The sequence below is a fragment of the Microbacterium mcarthurae genome, from assembly GCF_046064585.1.
GTDB classification, from domain to species: domain Bacteria; phylum Actinomycetota; class Actinomycetes; order Actinomycetales; family Microbacteriaceae; genus Microbacterium; species Microbacterium mcarthurae.
Genome location: NZ_JAROCE010000003.1, coordinates 12,903 through 27,642, shown reverse-complemented (window position 1 = coordinate 27,642; position 14,740 = coordinate 12,903). Strand labels below are relative to the sequence as shown.

The window sequence follows — 14,740 nt, the reverse complement described above, 5'->3', positions numbered from 1 at the left end:
GCGTTCTCTCCATCGGCCCCTTGGACTCACAAACCCATCCGCGCATCACGCACGGTGTCCAGAGCCGACCCACCAACGGTACAGGTCCGGCCTGGGAATGGCATCCATGTCCCACTCCATGCCGCCCCTGCCCCCGCCCGCGTGAGTCGCCAGGATTTGTCGCCCTCACAGCGCGCGAAGCGACAAATCGTGGCGACTCGCGCGAGGAGAAGACCGAAGATGGAGACATGGCAGACACCGACGCCCACCCCATCACGGTGGCGATCGAGCGGCGCATCGACCCCTTGCGCACCGCCGAAGCGACCTCCTGGATGCAGGCCGGAACCGACCTCGCGACCGCCTTCCCCGGCTTTCTCGGCTCGGGCTGGGTGCGCGCGGGCGAAGACAGCGACCTCTGGTACATGCTCTACCGCTTCCGTGACATCGCGACGCTGGAGGGGTGGGAGACCTCCGCGCAACGGCAGTGGTGGCTCGATTCCGGTCGCCCCTTCGCACGCGAGGAGCGGGTCGAACGCCGCACCGGCATCGAGGGCTGGTTCGACGCGCCCCTCGCGTTGCACGTCGAGACGCGGAGCGGGACGGATGCCACGACCCAGACCGTGCAGCAGCCCGTCCCGGTCGCGCCACCCCGGTGGAAGCAGGCCGTGACGATCTGGGTGGGTTTCTTCCCGACCAACCTCCTTGCCAGCTGGCTGCTGGGATTCGTTCCCGGTTTCGCCGAGATCCCGCTCCCGCTTCGCGTTCTGGCGACGACGCTGCTGCTGACCCCTGTGATGACCTACGCCGTGCTTCCGTGGGTGACGCGCCTGCTGCGACCCTGGTTGCAGCGCCCACCCCGTTCCCGAAAGGCCTCGCCATGACCGCCGATCCCACCGGCCACCGTTTTCATCTCCGCGGTCCCCGCGCGTCCGCCGAGATCGCGCAGGTGGGCGCCGCCCTTCGCGCTCTCACCGTCGACGGGGTCGACCTCGTCCCGCGGTACGCCGACGACGTCCCCACGCCCGCCGCTTCGGGGGTCGTCCTGGTGCCGTGGCCCAATCGCATCCGCGGGGGCAAGTACATCTTCCAGGGCGTCGACCGGCAGCTGGCCGTCAGCGAGCCCGCCCTCGGCAACGCCAGCCACGGACTCCTGCGCTTCGCCAGCTACACCCTGCTCGAGACGTCGGATCAGCGGCTCGTGCTCGGTGCGGACGTCGTTCCGCAGACGGGATACCCCTTCCATCTGCGCACCCGCGTGACCTTCACTCTGCTCGACGACGGCCTGCACGTGGCCCACGTCATCGAGAACGTCGGTGCCGACGCCGCGCCGGTGGCGCTCGGCATCCACCCGTACCTGCAGATCGGCGGTGTGCCCACGGAAGACCTCGTGATCCACTCCACCGGGACGACGACCCTCGTGCTCGACGAGCGCAAACTGCCGGTCGACGAGGTCCCGGTCGACGAGGCCACCGACCTGCGTCCCGGGCGCCGGCTCGGCGATGTCACCCTCGACAACGCCTACCGCGGACTGGACCGGGATGCCGAGGGGCGGGCGCACCACACGCTCACGGCACCCGATGGCCGGCGCGTGGAGCTCTGGCAGGACGCGGGGTTCGGATGGGCCCAGGTCTTCACCACCGACCGCTACCCCGGGCACCCGCTCGCGGTCGCGATCGAGCCGATGACCGCGCCCGCGAACGCGTTCGCCACGGGCATCGACCTGATCACCCTCGAGACCGGAGACGATCTGCGTCGGGAATGGGGTGTCTCTTACCGCGGATGAGGTGATTTGTCCCCCAAATGGGGGACAAAGGATTTCCTTTACGATCTGGGAAATTTCCAGGCAAGACCTTTCCTATGAGGTGGCGGGGAAAGTTACCATTCCCTTGACGGATTCCGTCGCTGCCGGGAGGACCGAGGACCATCGTTCCCCGGCTCTACCCGAATGAGCCGACGGGGGCTGGGGTCTCGCGGTGCAGGGGGACGCCCGATCCGTCCATGACGAAAGTGCCCGACATGAGCATCGTGGTCCGCCCCGCCGTCCCTTCTCCCGTCCTCCCTGCCCTCGGACGGCGCCTCACCCGGCGCATCGACGACGTGCCGACCATGCACCTGGCGGGTCTCGTCCTGGTCGTCCTGGTCGGTGGCATCCTGGCCTCCATCCTCACGACGACCGATCCGCTGTGGTGGCAGCTGCACTTCAGCCAGCTCGGCATCTTCGGAGATCTCTCCGCCGCCTTCTTCAACACGACGCTGAAGGTGGGCGGCTCGCTCGTCGTCGTCTTCGCCGTGCGCGTCCGTCGCGATCTCCGCCGGCTCGGGCGCCGCGCGGGCCGACGAGGAGCGGCGACATCTGCGGCCGTCTTCCTCACCGTGATCGGCGTCAACCTGGCGCTCGTGGGCTGCATCCCCCTGAACACGAACAAGGATTTGCACGACAAGGTCGCCGGGATGATGGTGCTCGGGTTCGCGGCGCTCCTGCTCACGTCGCCGTTCCTGCTGCACCGCCTGCCCCGGCGCCTCGTCGTGACGACGTCGTCGGTGTTCGTGTTCCTGTTCGCCGGGGCCTGGCTCTTCGTCACCGCCACCATCAACCTCGCCCTGTTCGAGGTGATCGCCTTCAGCGCGATGTTCGTGTGGTCGGGCGTCTTCACCCACTGCCTCGCCGGAGCCGCGGTGCGAGCCGAGGTCGTCCCCGCACCCGCGCCGACCCGCGCCACCGCGACCCGCGCCGCATCGGCCCGCGTCACCGCGCCCGCGGCAGCCACCGCGCTCGCGTCGCGCCCCTCGCGTCGGGTGCGGGCTCACGCCGTGGGGCGTCGCCCGGTCCTGGTCAGTGCCGCTCGCGCAGCTCGCGTCGGCTCAGCGGGTGCTCGTCCGTCGACGGCTCCTTCTCGTCGGCGTCGCCCGTCGTCGTGGCCGCGCGTCGCGCCGCACGGCGCTCCTTCGCACCCTCGACCAGGTTGTACAGCGTCGGCAGTACGAGCAGCGTCAACACCGTCGACGACACGAGCCCGCCGATCACCACGACGGCCAACGGCTGCGAGATGAATCCCCCGTGCCCGGTGATGCCCAGCGCCATCGGCACGAGCGCGAAGATCGCCGACAGCGCCGTCATCAGGATGGGGCGCAGTCGCCGGGATCCGCCGACGACCGTGGCGTCGAACACGCTCAATCCGCGCGCACGGTACTGATTCACGAGGTCGATGAGGACGATCGCGTTCGTCACCACGATGCCCACCAGCATGAGCGCGCCGATCATGCCCGCGACGCCCAGCGGGACCCCCGTCACGAGGAGCATCAGGATCGCGCCGGTCGCCGCGAACGGCACCGAGACGAGGAGCTCGAGCGGCTGCCGTAGCGACTTGAACGTCGCCACCATCACGACGTACACGATGAGGATCGCCGCCAGCAGGGCGAGCCCGAGCTGGCCGAACGCGTCCTGCTGATCGGTCACGACACCGCCGAGTTCCGCCGTGGCCCCTTCGGGCAGCGAGACGTCATCGAGCGCCTCGCGCACACTGGCCGAGGAGCTGCCGAGGTCGTCGGTCGTGGGGGTGACGGTCACGGTCGCCGTCCGCAGGCCGCGCGAGGTCGTGATGCTCGGGGGTGTCTGGCTGGTCTCCACCGTCGCGATCTCGTCGAGGCGCACGGGACCACGGGCGGTCGGGATCTCGAGAGCCCGCAGGGTGTCGATCGTCGTGGGCGGGTCGTCCGAGGCGATGTACACGCTGACCCCGCGCCCGTCGATCTCGACCGTGCCGGCTTGGCGCGGCTGCATCGCGCCCGACACCAGCGCACCCACGGCTCCCTCGGACAGTCCCCGCTCGGCGGCGGCATCCCGGTCCACCCGCACCGAGACGAACGGCAGCGAAGCGGAGAGACTGCTCGCCACCTGCCCGATGCCCTCGCGCCCGTCCAGGCCCGACATCACCGCGTCGGTCGCCTCCTGCAGCGTCTGGCCGTCGGGGGCGGTGACGTCCACCGAGATGTCGCTCGACCCGAAGCCCGCGCCCTGCGCGCTGACCTCGATCTCGCCGGCGTCGGTGAGGTCGGACACCGCGGTGCGCACGCGTTCGCGCAGGTCGACCTGGTCGACGCCCGATTCCGACGTGATCGAGTACGTGATGCCGGACCCGCCGCCGGAGAACGCGTCCCGCAGAGCCGACCCGCTGGAACCGATGGACGTCTGCACCGTCTCGACGCCCGGGATGTCGCGCAGCAGCGCCTCGACGCGCTGGGCGGCGGCGTCCTCGGCATCCAGGCTCGGTGCGGCGCCAATCTTCTGCGTGACGGTGAAGGTGTTCTGACCCGAGTCGCCGAGGAAGTCGGTCTTCAACAGGGGGACGGATGCCACGGTCCCGGCGAGCACGAGCACGGCCAGGCCGAGCGTCGCCCACGAGTGGCGGAGGGTCCAGCGCAGGACCGGCACGTAGGCCTTCTGCAGGCGGGAGGGCGGAGCGGTGGGCGACTCGGGATCGACGGGGTTGCCCTCGGCATCCCGGACGACCTTGCCGGGCCGGAGGAACCACGACGCCAGCACCGGCACGATCGTGAGCGAGACCAGCAGCGACGCGGTCATGGCGATCGTGACGGTGAGGGAGAACGGCCGGAAGAGCTCGCCCGTGACGTCGCCGACGAAGGCGATCGGCAGGAACACCGCGACCGAGGTGATCGTCGAGGCCGTGATGGCCGCGGCCACCTCGCGCACTGCCCGGATGATGGTGGGGATCTTCTCGGCGTCCCCGACGTAGTGACGCTTGATGTTCTCGATGACCACGATCGAGTCGTCGACGACGCGTCCGATCGCGATCGTGAGCGCGCCGAGGGTGAGGACGTTGAGGGAGTATCCGAACGCCTGAAGGCCGACGAAGGTCGCCAGCACGCTCGTGGGGATCGAGATCGCCGTCACGAGCGTCGAGCGCACCGACATGAGGAAGATGAGGATGACCACGACGGCGAAGATCAAGCCGAGGAGCCCCTCTTGCGCGAGGGCCTCGATCGACTGCTCGACGAACGGGGCCTGATCGAACACGACCGTGAACGTCGCGCCCCCGATCGAGGCCTCGAGGTCGGGGATCGCGGCCAGCACGCCGCGCGAGACGTCGACGGTATTGGCGGCCGGGAGCTTGGTGACCGCGAGGGTCAGCGCGGGCTCACCGTTCACGCGCGACAGCGTCGTGACCGGGTCGGACTGCTGAGCGACCGCGGCGACGTCACCGATGGTCGTCAGCCCCGCGGCCGCCTGTGCGGCGTCGGTCGGCACGAGCGGCAGCGCGGCGATCTCGTCGACGCTGGTGAGCTTGGCGCCCGTCTGCACCGTGAGGGTCTCGTCGCCCTCGGTGATCGATCCGCCCGGGAACAGGATGCCGTTGGCGTCGAGGGCATCGGAGATCGCCTGCTGGCTGAAGCCGCGCTCCTGCAGGCGGGCGGGATCGGGGGTGATCGTGACGCGCTGCCCGGTGCCGCCGACCACCTGGGCGGCATTGACGCCGTCGACGTCCTCGAGAGCGGGCACCACCGTCGACTCCAGGGTCGACTGGATGGTCTGCGCATCGGAGTACCCCGTGACGGCGAGCTGGATGACCGGGAAGTCATCGATGCTCGCCGATGCCACCGTCGTGTCGGTCGACTCGGGCAGCTGGTCGTCGATGCGCGCGATGGCCGCGAGGATCTTCTGCTGCGCCGCGGCCAGATCGGTGCCGTACGTGAACGAGGCCGACACGATCGACGAGTTCGTCGTGCTCGTGGCGGTCGTCGATTCGAGCCCTTCCACACCGCGGATCGCGCTCTCGATCGGCGTGGACACGTCCGCCTCGACCACCTCGGGCGACGCTCCGGGATACGTGGTAACCACGGCGAGCTGCGGGAACTCGATCGAAGGGATCAGTTCCTGCTTGAGGCTGGTCAGCGCCAGGCCGCCGAAGACCGCGGCGACGATCGTGACGAGGGCGATGAGCGCACGGTTGCGCAGGCTGAGCACGGCCAGGTACGACACGCGAGGCCCTTCGGGTCGGCCGACGGGCACCGGAGCGCCCGTTCGATACAGGACTGTATCCACCGCCAGTATCCCACGCGGATCCGGCGCTGGAGGCCGCTCAGACGGCACTGCCGAGGGTGAGCCCGAGCGCCGCCGCGAGGACGGAGCCCGCGAATGAGAGCACCGCGTACGAGGTCGCGGCGCGCGTGCGCCCCTCCTCGGCCAACAGCGCGGTGGTCACGGCCACAGCGCTGAAGGTCGTGTACCCGCCGAGCAGCCCCGTGCCCACGACCCAGCGCCAGGTTTCGTCGACGACGAGGGGCGTCAGCAGCCCCAGCACGAACGCGCCCGTCACGTTCACCAGGAGAATCCCCCAGGGAAAGCGTTCACCGGTTCGGGCGCGCACGAAACCGTCCACCACGAAGCGCGCCGCCGCCCCGACACCGCCCGCGACGGTCACCGCGAGGAAGACCAGGGGCGTCACGGCGCCCGCCTCCCCCGGCCGATCACGACGCCGGCCCACGCCGCGAGCGTGCCGATCACGACGGTCGCGACGCCCCACCACGCCGACGACACGTCGGCGGACTCCACCGCGAGCGCACTGTACGTCGTGAACCCCCCGAGGACGCCGGTGCCGAAGAACAGCTGCGCGCGCTGCGCGCGGGGAGAACGCGGCATCCGCGCCCGGATTCCGAACAGGATGCCGATCGCGAACGCCCCGATGACGTTGATGATCGGCACGAGCACGGGGCCGAGAGCGTCGGCGAAGGCCAGGGTCAGCCCCGCGCGGGCGGCGGTGCCCAGTGCGCCCCCGACGGCGACCGAGACGAGATCGCGCCACGACACCACGATCGACACCCTACGCGCACACGGCCCGCCTCGGCCGCGCGCGCAACCCCGTCGGCCCGACACCGCGCGGCGCCGACAATCGGGACGGCACACGAGAGGAGGGCCATCCATGGGCAGGAGATTCGCCGCGCTGCTCGTCGCCGCCGCGATCGTGCTGTGCGTCTCGGGGTGCGGCATCCGGATTCCCTCCGACCCGGAGGGGACGCTGGAGGCCGTCGAGGAAGGGGTGCTGCACGCCGGAGTGTCCCCCAACGGCGACTGGGTGCGGGTCGAGGGCGACGGCGTCTCGGGCACGGACGTGGAGCGCCTGCGTGCGTTCGCCGCCGCGCTCGACGCCGAGGTGGAGTTCACCGTCGGCTCGGAGGAAGCGCTCGTCCGCGGCCTCAAGGACGGCGACCTCGACGTCGTCGCGGCCGGGATCACCGACGCCACACCGTGGACGACGGACGCCGGGGTGAGTCGCCCGTATGCCGAGGCGACCCTCGCGGACGGATCCACGGCGTCGATCGTCATGCTCGTGCCGCTCGGCGAGAACGCGTTCCTGTCGCGGCTCGAGACCTTCCTCACCGAGGAGGGCGAGCGGTGAGCGGCGAGACGGTGGCCTTCGGTCGGACGGAGCTGCCCCCGGCGCAGGCGGAAGCCCTTCGGAAGGCGAAGCGGCTGGAGCGGGTCTCGATCGGCATCCTCACGGTGACCGCGACCCTGGTGCTGCTCGTCCTCGGCAACTCGCAGGCGATGCGGGCGGCGTGGTTCGAGGATCTGCTGTCGTTCATCCCGCCGATCGCCTTCCTTGTGGCGGTCCGCATCAGCCGCCGCCGCCCGACCCCTCGGCATCCGTACGGGCATCACCGCTCGGTCGCGGTGGGGCACGTCGTCGCCGCCGTCGCCCTCGCCGGGATGGGGAGCTTCCTCGTCGTCGAATCGGGACTCAGCCTGATTCGGGCCGAACACCCGACGATCGGGACGGTGGCGCTGTTCGGCCACAGCGTCTGGCTGGGGTGGCTCATGATCGCGGTCATGGTCGTGACCGGTGTGCCGCCGGTGATCCTCGGCCGGATGAAGATGCGGCTCGCGCGCGAACTGCACGACAAAGTGCTCTACGCCGACGCCGACATGAACAAGGCCGACTGGATGACCTCGCTCGGCACCATCGTCGGGGTGACCGGGATCGGCCTCGGCCTGTGGTGGCTGGATGCCGCGGCGGCCCTCTTCATCGCCGGAAGCATCGTGCACGACGGCGTGCGCAATCTCCTCGCCGCCGTCACCGACTTGATGGATGCCAGAGCCACCACGTTCGACGACCGGATCCCTCACCCGCTGGTCGATCGCGTCGACGGCGTCCTCGCCGGCCTGGACTGGGTGCGCGAGGCGGGCAGTCGGGCCCGCGACGAGGGACACGTGTTCCACATCGAGGCGTTCGTCGTCCCGCGCGAGGGCACGGTCTCCCTCGCTCAGCTCGACGCGGCGCGCGAGGCCTGCGCGGCGCTGGACTGGAAGGTCGAGGACATCGTCATCGTGCCCGTCGCGGAGCTCCCCGATGTCGTGACTTCGCGATCCGCTCGCTGAGGGCACAATACCCCCGGGGGTATTGCTACACTGGCGGCACGACCGAGAAGGAGACCGACATGTGTCGAGCCGTCACCTGCCGCACCTGCGGCAAGACCACCTGGTCCGGATGCGGCCAGCACGTCGACAGCGTCCTGGCGGGAGTCCCGCGGGCCGACCGCTGCCCCGGGCACGAGCGCACCGACGGGGGCGGACTCTGGTCGCGCCTGTTCGGACGATGACCGCTCCGCGCACGATCATCGTCGGCGGCGTGGCCGGTGGCATGTCCGCCGCGACCCGGCTGCGCCGACTGGACGACGACCGCGAGATCATCGTCATCGAGCGGGGCCCGCACGTCAGCTTCGCCTCGTGCGGACTGCCGTACTACGTCGGCGGCGAGATCCAGGACCGCGCGTCCCTCCTCGTGCAGACGCCCGAAAGTCTGCGGGCGCGCTTCGCGCTCGATGTCCGCGTCCGCCACGAGGTGGTGTCCGTCGACCGCCAGACCCGCACGATCCGGGTCCGCGACCTGGCGACGGGCGCCGAAGAGGCACTGGACTACGACACGCTCATCCTCTCGCCCGGCACCGTTCCGCCCGCCCCGCTCACCGGCTCGGAGGACGGCATCCCCGTCGCGACCCTCCGCACGATCGGCGACGTCGACCGCATCGTCGAGACCCTGTCATCCGGTGCGACCCACGCGATCGTGGCCGGCGGCGGCTTCATCGGCCTCGAAGCCGTGGAGAACCTGGCGCGGCGCGGCATCCGCGTCACCCTCGTCCATAGGGGAGCACTCCCCTTCCGGCCCCTGGATGCCGAGATGGCGGGCCCCGTCGTCGAGGAGCTCCGCGCCCACGACGTGGACCTGCGCCTCTCCGACGCGATCGCCCGTGTCACGGAGACCGGCGTCGTCCTGGACTCCGGCGACGCCCTCGATGCCGACCTCGTCATCGACGCGCGGGGCCCGCGGCCCGACACCGCGCTCGCGGTCGCAGCCGGGCTGCCGCTCGGACACTCGGGAGGTATCGCGGTCGATGCGTGGCACCGCACGTCCGACCCGCGCATCTTCGCCGTCGGCGACGCGACCGAGAAGACCGACGCCGCGTCCGGCGCGGCCGCCCTGGTCACCATGGCCGGTCTGGCCAACCGGCACGGGCGATCGGCCGCCGACGCGATCGTCCTCGGCGTCGACGCCGTCGAGCCGGCGGAGCCGGCGACCGGGGTCGCGATCCTGCGGGTCTTCGATCTCGTCATCGCCACCGTCGGCGCGAGCGAGGCCCGCCTGCGCGCCGAGGGCACCCCGCACCGCATCGTGCACACGCATCCGACCGACCACGCGGGCTACTTTCCCGGCGCCGAGCGCATGGCCATCAAGCTGATGATCGCCCCCGCGGACGATCGCATCCTCGGCGCGCAGATCGTGGGCGGCCGCGGCGTCGACCGCCGCATCGACGTGCTCTCGCTCGCCATGCAGACGGGAGTCCCCGCCTCGAGGCTGTCCCGTCTCGAGCTGGCCTACGCACCTCCGTTCGGCGCGGCCAAGGACGCGGTGAATCAGCTCGGCTACGTCGCGGACAACCTTCGCGGAGGACTGACGCGCACGCTCCAATGGCACGAGCTCGATGCCGCGCGGGAGGCGGGAGCGACCCTGATCGATGTCCGCTCCCCCGCCGAGGTAGCTGCCGGCGCCATCCCCGGCAGCGTCCGCATCCCGCTCGACGAGCTGCGGAGCGGAGGGACACCTCTGCCGAAGGGTCCGCTCGTCGTACACTGCCAGGTCGGACAACGCGGACACACCGCGGCGCGGTTGCTGAGCGCCGCCGGCCACGACGTCCGCAACCTCGACGGCGGCTACCTCACATGGGCCGCCGGACGCACCGCCACCGAAGGGATCCGCCCGTGAGCGAGACCGACGCCGAGACCATCCGCAAGACCGCCAACCGGCTCAAGCGTGCACGCGGCCAGCTCACGGCCGTGATCGAGGCCGTGGAAGCCGGCGGCGACTGCCGCGCCGTCGTCACGCAGCTCGCGGCGGTCAGCAAGGCGCTCGACCGGGCCGGCTTCGCCATCGTCAGCACCGCGATGCGCACGTGCCTGATCGAGGACGACGGCACCGCGACGGAGGACGACCGGCTCTCGCTCGAGGATCTCGAGAAGCTGTTCCTCACCCTGGCCTGACGTCACTCCCCGAGGATGAGCCGGCGGATCGCGGCATCCTTCGATCCGCCCAGCTCCATCGTGCGACCACGCCGGTAGAGCGAGAACACGCGGGGATCGATGTAGCTGGACCGCGCGACCGCCGGAGTATTGCCGAGAGCCGTGGCGGCCGCACGGACCGCGGCGAGCTCGACGCGCTTGCGCTCGTTCTTCGTCGCCGCGACGCCCGCTTCGGCGAGCGCCTCCGCGGCGAGGATGGTGCCGCGCAGGGTGCGGAAGTCCTTCGCCGTGAACGGACCGCCGGTCAGCGTCCGCACGTAGGCGTTGACGTCGCCCGGGGTGAGCGACACGCGACGGCGACCCCGGCGGTAGCTCAACAGGGCCGCGCGAGACCGGCCCGCAGCGAGTTCGGTCATCAGCGCCGCGACCTCGGCGTCCCGGAGCGAGAGCTCGGCGCGCTTGCCGCTCTTGGCCGGGAACGACAGGCGGATGAGATCGCCCTCGACCGTGGCATCCCTCCTCTGCAGGGTCGTGAGCCCCCGGCTGCCGTTCGTGGCGAAGTAGCGCGCGTTGCCCACGCGCGGCGCGACCTGATCCAGCAGCCGGAACGACACCGCGAGCACGCGCTCACGGTCGACGTCGCCACGGCGCAACGACTGCGTCACTCGAGCGCGCGCGCGGGGAAGCGCCTCGGCGAGCTCGAGCGCGCGGGCGAACTTGCCCTTGTCGCGGCGCTTGGCCCAGTCCGCATGGTATGTGTACTGGCGCCGTCCGGCCTCGTCCGTGCCGACGGCCTGAATGTGGGCGTTGGGCTGCTGCGCGATCCAGACCTCGCGCCATGCGGGTGGGATGACCAGCCCTCGCGCGCGCTCCGCCTCGCGTTCGGGAACCGCCGCTCCCGTGTGATCCACGAACCGGAATCCCGAACCGGAGCGCACCCTGCGGAACCCCGGGTCCTCGTAGGGACGGACCCGGATCAGTCGCGCCACCGTCAGTGATCGCGGAGCATGTCGATCAGCTCCGACTTCTTCTTGCCGGAGTACCCGGTGATGCCGAGCTCCTTCGCGCGCTTCTTCAGCTCGTCGACCGTGCGGTCCTCGTAGTTCTCCGCGTGACCGCCCCGCGCACCGACCTTGCCGCGCCCCTGCGCAGCGGCGGCGTTCGAGATGCGCGCGGCCTTCTCTTTCGAGTCGCCCTGCTTGCGCAGCTCCTCGTACATCTCCGGGTCCTTCAGACTGTTGGATCCTCGCCCCTGGGGCATCGCCGTCTCCCTCCGTCGAATGCCACGAAGCTACGACCTGAACGCCTCGACCGTTCGTGGGGTTGACAGAAGGCCCGGCCCTGGCACGGATCACGCGGGCTACCAGCCAATTTCCAGGAACGTCAAGCCCCTGCCGAGATGACGGAGGGGTGAGAACGTAGAAGTCAACCACTCGCCGGTTGCCGCGCCAGCGGATAAAGCATTGGAGAGCCCCCCATGAACATCTTCCTGATCATCATCATCGTCGCCGCGATCGTCATCGCCATCTTCAGTGGTCTGAGCCAGGCCGCGAGCTTCCTGCTCTGGATCGCGATCATCGTCGGACTCATCGCGCTGATCGTCCTGCTCTTCCGCTTGATCAGCGGTCGCAAGCCGGTTTAACCCCCGAGAGGGCGGTCGCGTTTCGGGTGCGCGACGCCTGATCCCCCGCGGGCAACCCCGCCCGGATGCCACGTGCTGTTCGCAGCGCGTGGCATTCGTCGTTTCCGCCCCGGGGTTGGCGCGGCGCTCCCCTTCATATCCCTCTTGACGCACTCGCGATATATCGCGATACTGACTCACAACGCGATATATCGCGAGAGAGGAATCCGTCATGGAGAAATGGATCGTCCACCCGGGCGAGACGCGCGTGATCGACGTCGACGGCGTGCGAGAACTGAAGATCGGCCTCGTCGGCGGTCAGGTCGACATCGTCGCGCACGACGACCCCGGAGCCCGCATCGAAGTGCACGGCGTCACGGTCAAGGATCTGCGGATCGAGATGAGCGACGGCAAACTCGAGATCGACCACCCGCAACTGCGGTGGGACAACTTCCTCGAAGTGTTCCGGAACTTCGGCTCCGGCGGACCCCGTGCCGAGGTCAGCGTCGCCGTTCCGCGCACCGTCGCCCTGAACCTCGGCGTCGTCAGCGCGAGCGCACTCGTCACGGGCCTGCGTCGGGATGCCAAGCTGAACACCGTCTCGGGAGACATCATCGTCGACGGACTCGTCGGCGACGTCAGCCTGAATGCGGTGTCGGGCGATGTCCAGGTCCGCGAGCTCGAGGGCGCGCTGACGGCCAACAGCGTCTCGGGCGACGTCGCCGTGACCGGCGCGGTCACGAAGGCCTCGATCGACACGGTCTCCGGAGCGATGCTCGTCGACTCGACCGGCGCGATGCAGTCGATCGGCCTCAACTCCGTCAACGGCTCGGCCACCATCCGCCTCGATCGCGAGCTGCCGGCGAACTACGTCGCCCGCTCGGTCAGCGGCCGCGTGCAGATCGACGGCCACGTGCGGTCGGGATCCGGTCCGACCAACTACTCCGGATCGACCGGCACCCTCGCCGGCTCGTTCGTCGACGTGCGCGCGAACACCGTCTCCGGAGAGATCACCGTTCTTCGCCGCGGGGTCTCGGGCCTGCGCCCGGACGAACTCGCCGGAGAGGAGGAATGGTGATGAGCCCGGTCTTCTCGCACGGCGACCTTCGCCTCTACATCCTGAGCCTGCTCGCGGAGGGCCCGCGCCACGGGTACGACCTCATGCAGGCCCTCACCGAACGCACCGGAGGCACGTACTCTCCCTCCGCCGGCACGATCTACCCCCGACTGGCGAAGCTGGAGGAAGAGGGCCTGGTGACCAAGACCGTCGACGGACGCAAGACCGTCTACGAGATCACCGACGCCGGACGCGCCGAGGTAGAGGCGCGCGGAGGAGACCTGGAAGACATCCAGGCCGGACTCGCCGACAGCGTCCGACTCATCGCCGACGAAGTGCGCGGGAGCGTGCGGGATGCCATGCGCAGCCTGCGCGCCGATCTCGCCGCCGCGTCGCGTGACGAGCGCGAGCAGGCACGCAGCGCCCCGGCCGACGACCCGCGCGTGCGCAGCCGGGAGCAGCTGCACCGCGCCGACGCCGCCCTCACGGACTTCCGCGGCCGCGCTCGGGCGGAGCTGCGTTCGCACGTCGCCCGCGGCGGCGAGCTCGCGGCATCCGCAGTCGACGAGATCGAGACGGCGCTGCGTCACGCCTCGGAGGCCGTCAGTCGCGCGATGCGCGGCTGACCGTCACTCCCAGACGAGCTCTTCATCGGGCGCGAGCGGCTCACCCAGCGGAACGACCAGCACCGGACGGTGCTGCCGGTGGCTGAGCCGCGCCGCGACCGAGCCCGTGAGGAACTCGCGCAACGACTCTCCGAGTCCGCGCTTGCGCGTGCCGACCACGAGAAGCGACGCATCCAGCTCGTCCGCGAGCTGGATGAGCGCGAGTGCGGGATCCCCGAGGAGCTGCCGAACCGACCACGGTACGGACTCGCCGGCCAGGGTCGACTCCGCCGCCGACTGAACCTCGGACAGCGCCGCGCGCGCGGCCGCGCCGATGACGTCGACCGTCGTGGGGTTCACGTAGCCGTCGGGGTCCTCGAACGCCACGAAGCGCGTCGTGTCGACGTGCGCGAGCACGAGCGGGACACCGGCCATCGCCGCCTGCCGTGCGGCGGCGCGCATGACCCGGGGCGACTGCCCCGGCACGACGCCCGCGATGACTGCTCCCGATGACGTGGGGGCGGGGGTGTTCTCAGCCATGGCAGGGCTCCTCTGCTCGCGCGGTGCCCCGGCGTCGACCGGCGACAGCCGGGGTCAGAAAGCACCGTGATATCCTGGCTGTTACTCTTACCGGCTCGGTCCGGAACCGCAATACGCAGGGCCCAGAGCGTGGCCCTCGACGTCGATCGTGAGGGGGTCTCGCATGGGGCGTGGCCGTCAGAAGGCGAAGAACACCAAGATCGCCCGTGAGCTGAAGTACGACACCTACTCGGTGAACTACTCCGCTCTCGAGCGCGAACTTGGCGCACCCGAATCGGGTGAAGACGCGTACGTCGACAAGTGGGCCGACCAGTACGCCGACGAGTACGAGGACGAGAAGGCCTAGCCTCTCCCCGTTCGGCCGCGTCGGCGTTCTTCCGACGACCCGGCAGCCCGCGTGCGATCAC

At 70.3% G+C, this 14,740-nt stretch carries 17 protein-coding genes and 1 pseudogene; 12 read left to right on the top strand and 6 right to left on the bottom strand.

Going from position 1 to position 14,740, the window contains the following annotated elements:
• Positions 1–227 precede the first annotated feature (227 nt).
• The 3 genes and pseudogenes from P5G46_RS10170 to P5G46_RS10160 all read left to right on the top strand — a co-directional run.
• The gene (locus P5G46_RS10170) at positions 228–860 is read left to right on the top strand and encodes an antibiotic biosynthesis monooxygenase (RefSeq protein WP_375094857.1); all 633 of its coding nucleotides are present in this window, start codon (positions 228–230) and stop codon (positions 858–860) included.
• Positions 857–1,762: an aldose 1-epimerase family protein gene (locus P5G46_RS10165; protein WP_408905642.1), complete on the top strand. Its 906-nt coding sequence runs from the start codon at positions 857–859 to the stop codon at positions 1,760–1,762. The genes P5G46_RS10170 and P5G46_RS10165 overlap by 4 nt, the downstream gene beginning before the upstream one ends.
• A 215-nt stretch (positions 1,763–1,977) precedes the next feature.
• Positions 1,978–2,619: pseudogene (locus P5G46_RS10160) on the top strand (DUF998 domain-containing protein); the annotation flags it as partial.
• Between the two features lie 193 nt (positions 2,620–2,812).
• On the opposite strand, the gene P5G46_RS10155 reads toward P5G46_RS10160, so the two are convergent.
• The 3 genes from P5G46_RS10155 to P5G46_RS10145 form a co-directional block, all read right to left on the bottom strand.
• Complete coding sequence (locus P5G46_RS10155) at positions 2,813–5,977, bottom strand: efflux RND transporter permease subunit (RefSeq protein ID WP_408905641.1); 3,165 nt, start codon at positions 5,975–5,977, stop codon at positions 2,813–2,815.
• A gap of 100 nt (positions 5,978–6,077) precedes the next feature.
• A complete protein-coding gene (locus P5G46_RS10150) occupies positions 6,078–6,443 on the bottom strand; it encodes a fluoride efflux transporter FluC (protein WP_408905640.1) in 366 nt (121 codons plus the stop codon).
• The gene (locus tag P5G46_RS10145) at positions 6,440–6,808 is read right to left on the bottom strand and encodes a fluoride efflux transporter FluC (RefSeq protein ID WP_375094861.1); all 369 of its coding nucleotides are present in this window, start codon (positions 6,806–6,808) and stop codon (positions 6,440–6,442) included. The genes P5G46_RS10150 and P5G46_RS10145 overlap by 4 nt, the downstream gene beginning before the upstream one ends.
• Positions 6,809–6,917: 109 nt before the next feature.
• Here P5G46_RS10145 and P5G46_RS10140 point away from each other — a divergent pair, with 109 nt between their 5' ends.
• From P5G46_RS10140 to P5G46_RS10120, 5 genes are read left to right on the top strand one after another with little or no spacing between them, the layout of a single operon-like run.
• Entirely contained in the window at positions 6,918–7,394 is a 477-nt protein-coding gene (locus P5G46_RS10140; protein ID WP_408905639.1) for a transporter substrate-binding domain-containing protein, read from the top strand.
• Positions 7,391–8,374, top strand: coding sequence for a cation diffusion facilitator family transporter (locus P5G46_RS10135; RefSeq protein WP_408905638.1), 984 nt, complete (start codon positions 7,391–7,393; stop codon positions 8,372–8,374). The genes P5G46_RS10140 and P5G46_RS10135 overlap by 4 nt, the downstream gene beginning before the upstream one ends.
• Before the next feature lie 59 nt (positions 8,375–8,433).
• Positions 8,434–8,595: a hypothetical protein gene (locus P5G46_RS10130; protein WP_408905637.1), complete on the top strand. Its 162-nt coding sequence runs from the start codon at positions 8,434–8,436 to the stop codon at positions 8,593–8,595.
• Complete coding sequence (locus P5G46_RS10125; RefSeq protein WP_408905636.1) at positions 8,592–10,256, top strand: FAD-dependent oxidoreductase; 1,665 nt, start codon at positions 8,592–8,594, stop codon at positions 10,254–10,256. Before P5G46_RS10130 ends, P5G46_RS10125 begins: the two co-directional genes overlap by 4 nt.
• A complete protein-coding gene (locus tag P5G46_RS10120) occupies positions 10,214–10,531 on the top strand; it encodes a metal-sensitive transcriptional regulator (protein ID WP_408905635.1) in 318 nt (105 codons plus the stop codon). The genes P5G46_RS10125 and P5G46_RS10120 overlap by 43 nt, the downstream gene beginning before the upstream one ends.
• A gap of 2 nt (positions 10,532–10,533) precedes the next feature.
• Here the strand turns inward: P5G46_RS10120 and P5G46_RS10115 are convergent, their stop codons facing one another.
• Together P5G46_RS10115 and P5G46_RS10110 are read right to left on the bottom strand one after the other, a co-directional pair.
• On the bottom strand, positions 10,534–11,499 hold the full coding sequence (locus P5G46_RS10115; RefSeq protein WP_239276040.1) for a DNA topoisomerase IB: 966 nt from the start codon (positions 11,497–11,499) through the stop codon (positions 10,534–10,536).
• 2 nt (positions 11,500–11,501) lie between these two features.
• Entirely contained in the window at positions 11,502–11,771 is a 270-nt protein-coding gene (locus P5G46_RS10110) for a DUF7218 family protein (RefSeq protein ID WP_239276039.1), read from the bottom strand.
• A gap of 216 nt (positions 11,772–11,987) precedes the next feature.
• Between P5G46_RS10110 and P5G46_RS10105 the strand changes: the two genes are divergently transcribed.
• The 3 genes from P5G46_RS10105 (at position 11,988) to P5G46_RS10095 (ending at position 13,814) form a co-directional block, all read left to right on the top strand.
• Positions 11,988–12,152, top strand: coding sequence for a hypothetical protein (locus P5G46_RS10105; RefSeq protein ID WP_239276038.1), 165 nt, complete (start codon positions 11,988–11,990; stop codon positions 12,150–12,152).
• A 211-nt stretch (positions 12,153–12,363) separates the two neighbouring features.
• Complete coding sequence (locus P5G46_RS10100; protein ID WP_408905634.1) at positions 12,364–13,209, top strand: DUF4097 family beta strand repeat-containing protein; 846 nt, start codon at positions 12,364–12,366, stop codon at positions 13,207–13,209.
• The gene (locus P5G46_RS10095; protein WP_408905633.1) at positions 13,209–13,814 is read left to right on the top strand and encodes a PadR family transcriptional regulator; all 606 of its coding nucleotides are present in this window, start codon (positions 13,209–13,211) and stop codon (positions 13,812–13,814) included. Before P5G46_RS10100 ends, P5G46_RS10095 begins: the two co-directional genes overlap by 1 nt.
• Before the next feature lie 3 nt (positions 13,815–13,817).
• Here the strand turns inward: P5G46_RS10095 and P5G46_RS10090 are convergent, their stop codons facing one another.
• Entirely contained in the window at positions 13,818–14,333 is a 516-nt protein-coding gene (locus P5G46_RS10090; RefSeq protein WP_239276035.1) for a universal stress protein, read from the bottom strand.
• 163 nt (positions 14,334–14,496) lie between these two features.
• On the opposite strand from P5G46_RS10090, the gene P5G46_RS10085 reads away from it, so the two are divergent.
• Positions 14,497–14,679 carry a DUF3073 domain-containing protein gene (locus tag P5G46_RS10085; RefSeq protein ID WP_239276034.1) on the top strand — a complete coding sequence of 61 codons (183 nt, stop codon included), beginning with the start codon at positions 14,497–14,499 and terminating at the stop codon, positions 14,677–14,679.
• Positions 14,680–14,740: the final 61 nt, after the last annotated feature.

Bases quoted from the DNA above. Each gene is read 5' to 3' on its own strand.
- P5G46_RS10125 (WP_408905636.1), top strand. From the start codon at position 8,592: ATGACCGCTCCGCGCACGATCATCGTCGGCGGCGTGGCCGGTGGCATG.
- P5G46_RS10165 (WP_408905642.1), top strand. From the start codon at position 857: ATGACCGCCGATCCCACCGGCCACCGTTTTCATCTCCGCGGTCCCCGC.
- P5G46_RS10085 (WP_239276034.1), top strand. From the start codon at position 14,497: ATGGGGCGTGGCCGTCAGAAGGCGAAGAACACCAAGATCGCCCGTGAG.
- P5G46_RS10090 (WP_239276035.1), bottom strand. From the start codon at position 14,333: ATGGCTGAGAACACCCCCGCCCCCACGTCATCGGGAGCAGTCATCGCG.
- P5G46_RS10120 (WP_408905635.1), top strand. From the start codon at position 10,214: ATGGGCCGCCGGACGCACCGCCACCGAAGGGATCCGCCCGTGAGCGAG.
- P5G46_RS10110 (WP_239276039.1), bottom strand. From the start codon at position 11,771: ATGCCCCAGGGGCGAGGATCCAACAGTCTGAAGGACCCGGAGATGTAC.
- P5G46_RS10100 (WP_408905634.1), top strand. From the start codon at position 12,364: ATGGAGAAATGGATCGTCCACCCGGGCGAGACGCGCGTGATCGACGTC.
- P5G46_RS10140 (WP_408905639.1), top strand. From the start codon at position 6,918: ATGGGCAGGAGATTCGCCGCGCTGCTCGTCGCCGCCGCGATCGTGCTG.
- P5G46_RS10105 (WP_239276038.1), top strand. From the start codon at position 11,988: ATGAACATCTTCCTGATCATCATCATCGTCGCCGCGATCGTCATCGCC.
- P5G46_RS10170 (WP_375094857.1), top strand. From the start codon at position 228: ATGGCAGACACCGACGCCCACCCCATCACGGTGGCGATCGAGCGGCGC.
- P5G46_RS10130 (WP_408905637.1), top strand. From the start codon at position 8,434: ATGTGTCGAGCCGTCACCTGCCGCACCTGCGGCAAGACCACCTGGTCC.
- P5G46_RS10095 (WP_408905633.1), top strand. From the start codon at position 13,209: ATGAGCCCGGTCTTCTCGCACGGCGACCTTCGCCTCTACATCCTGAGC.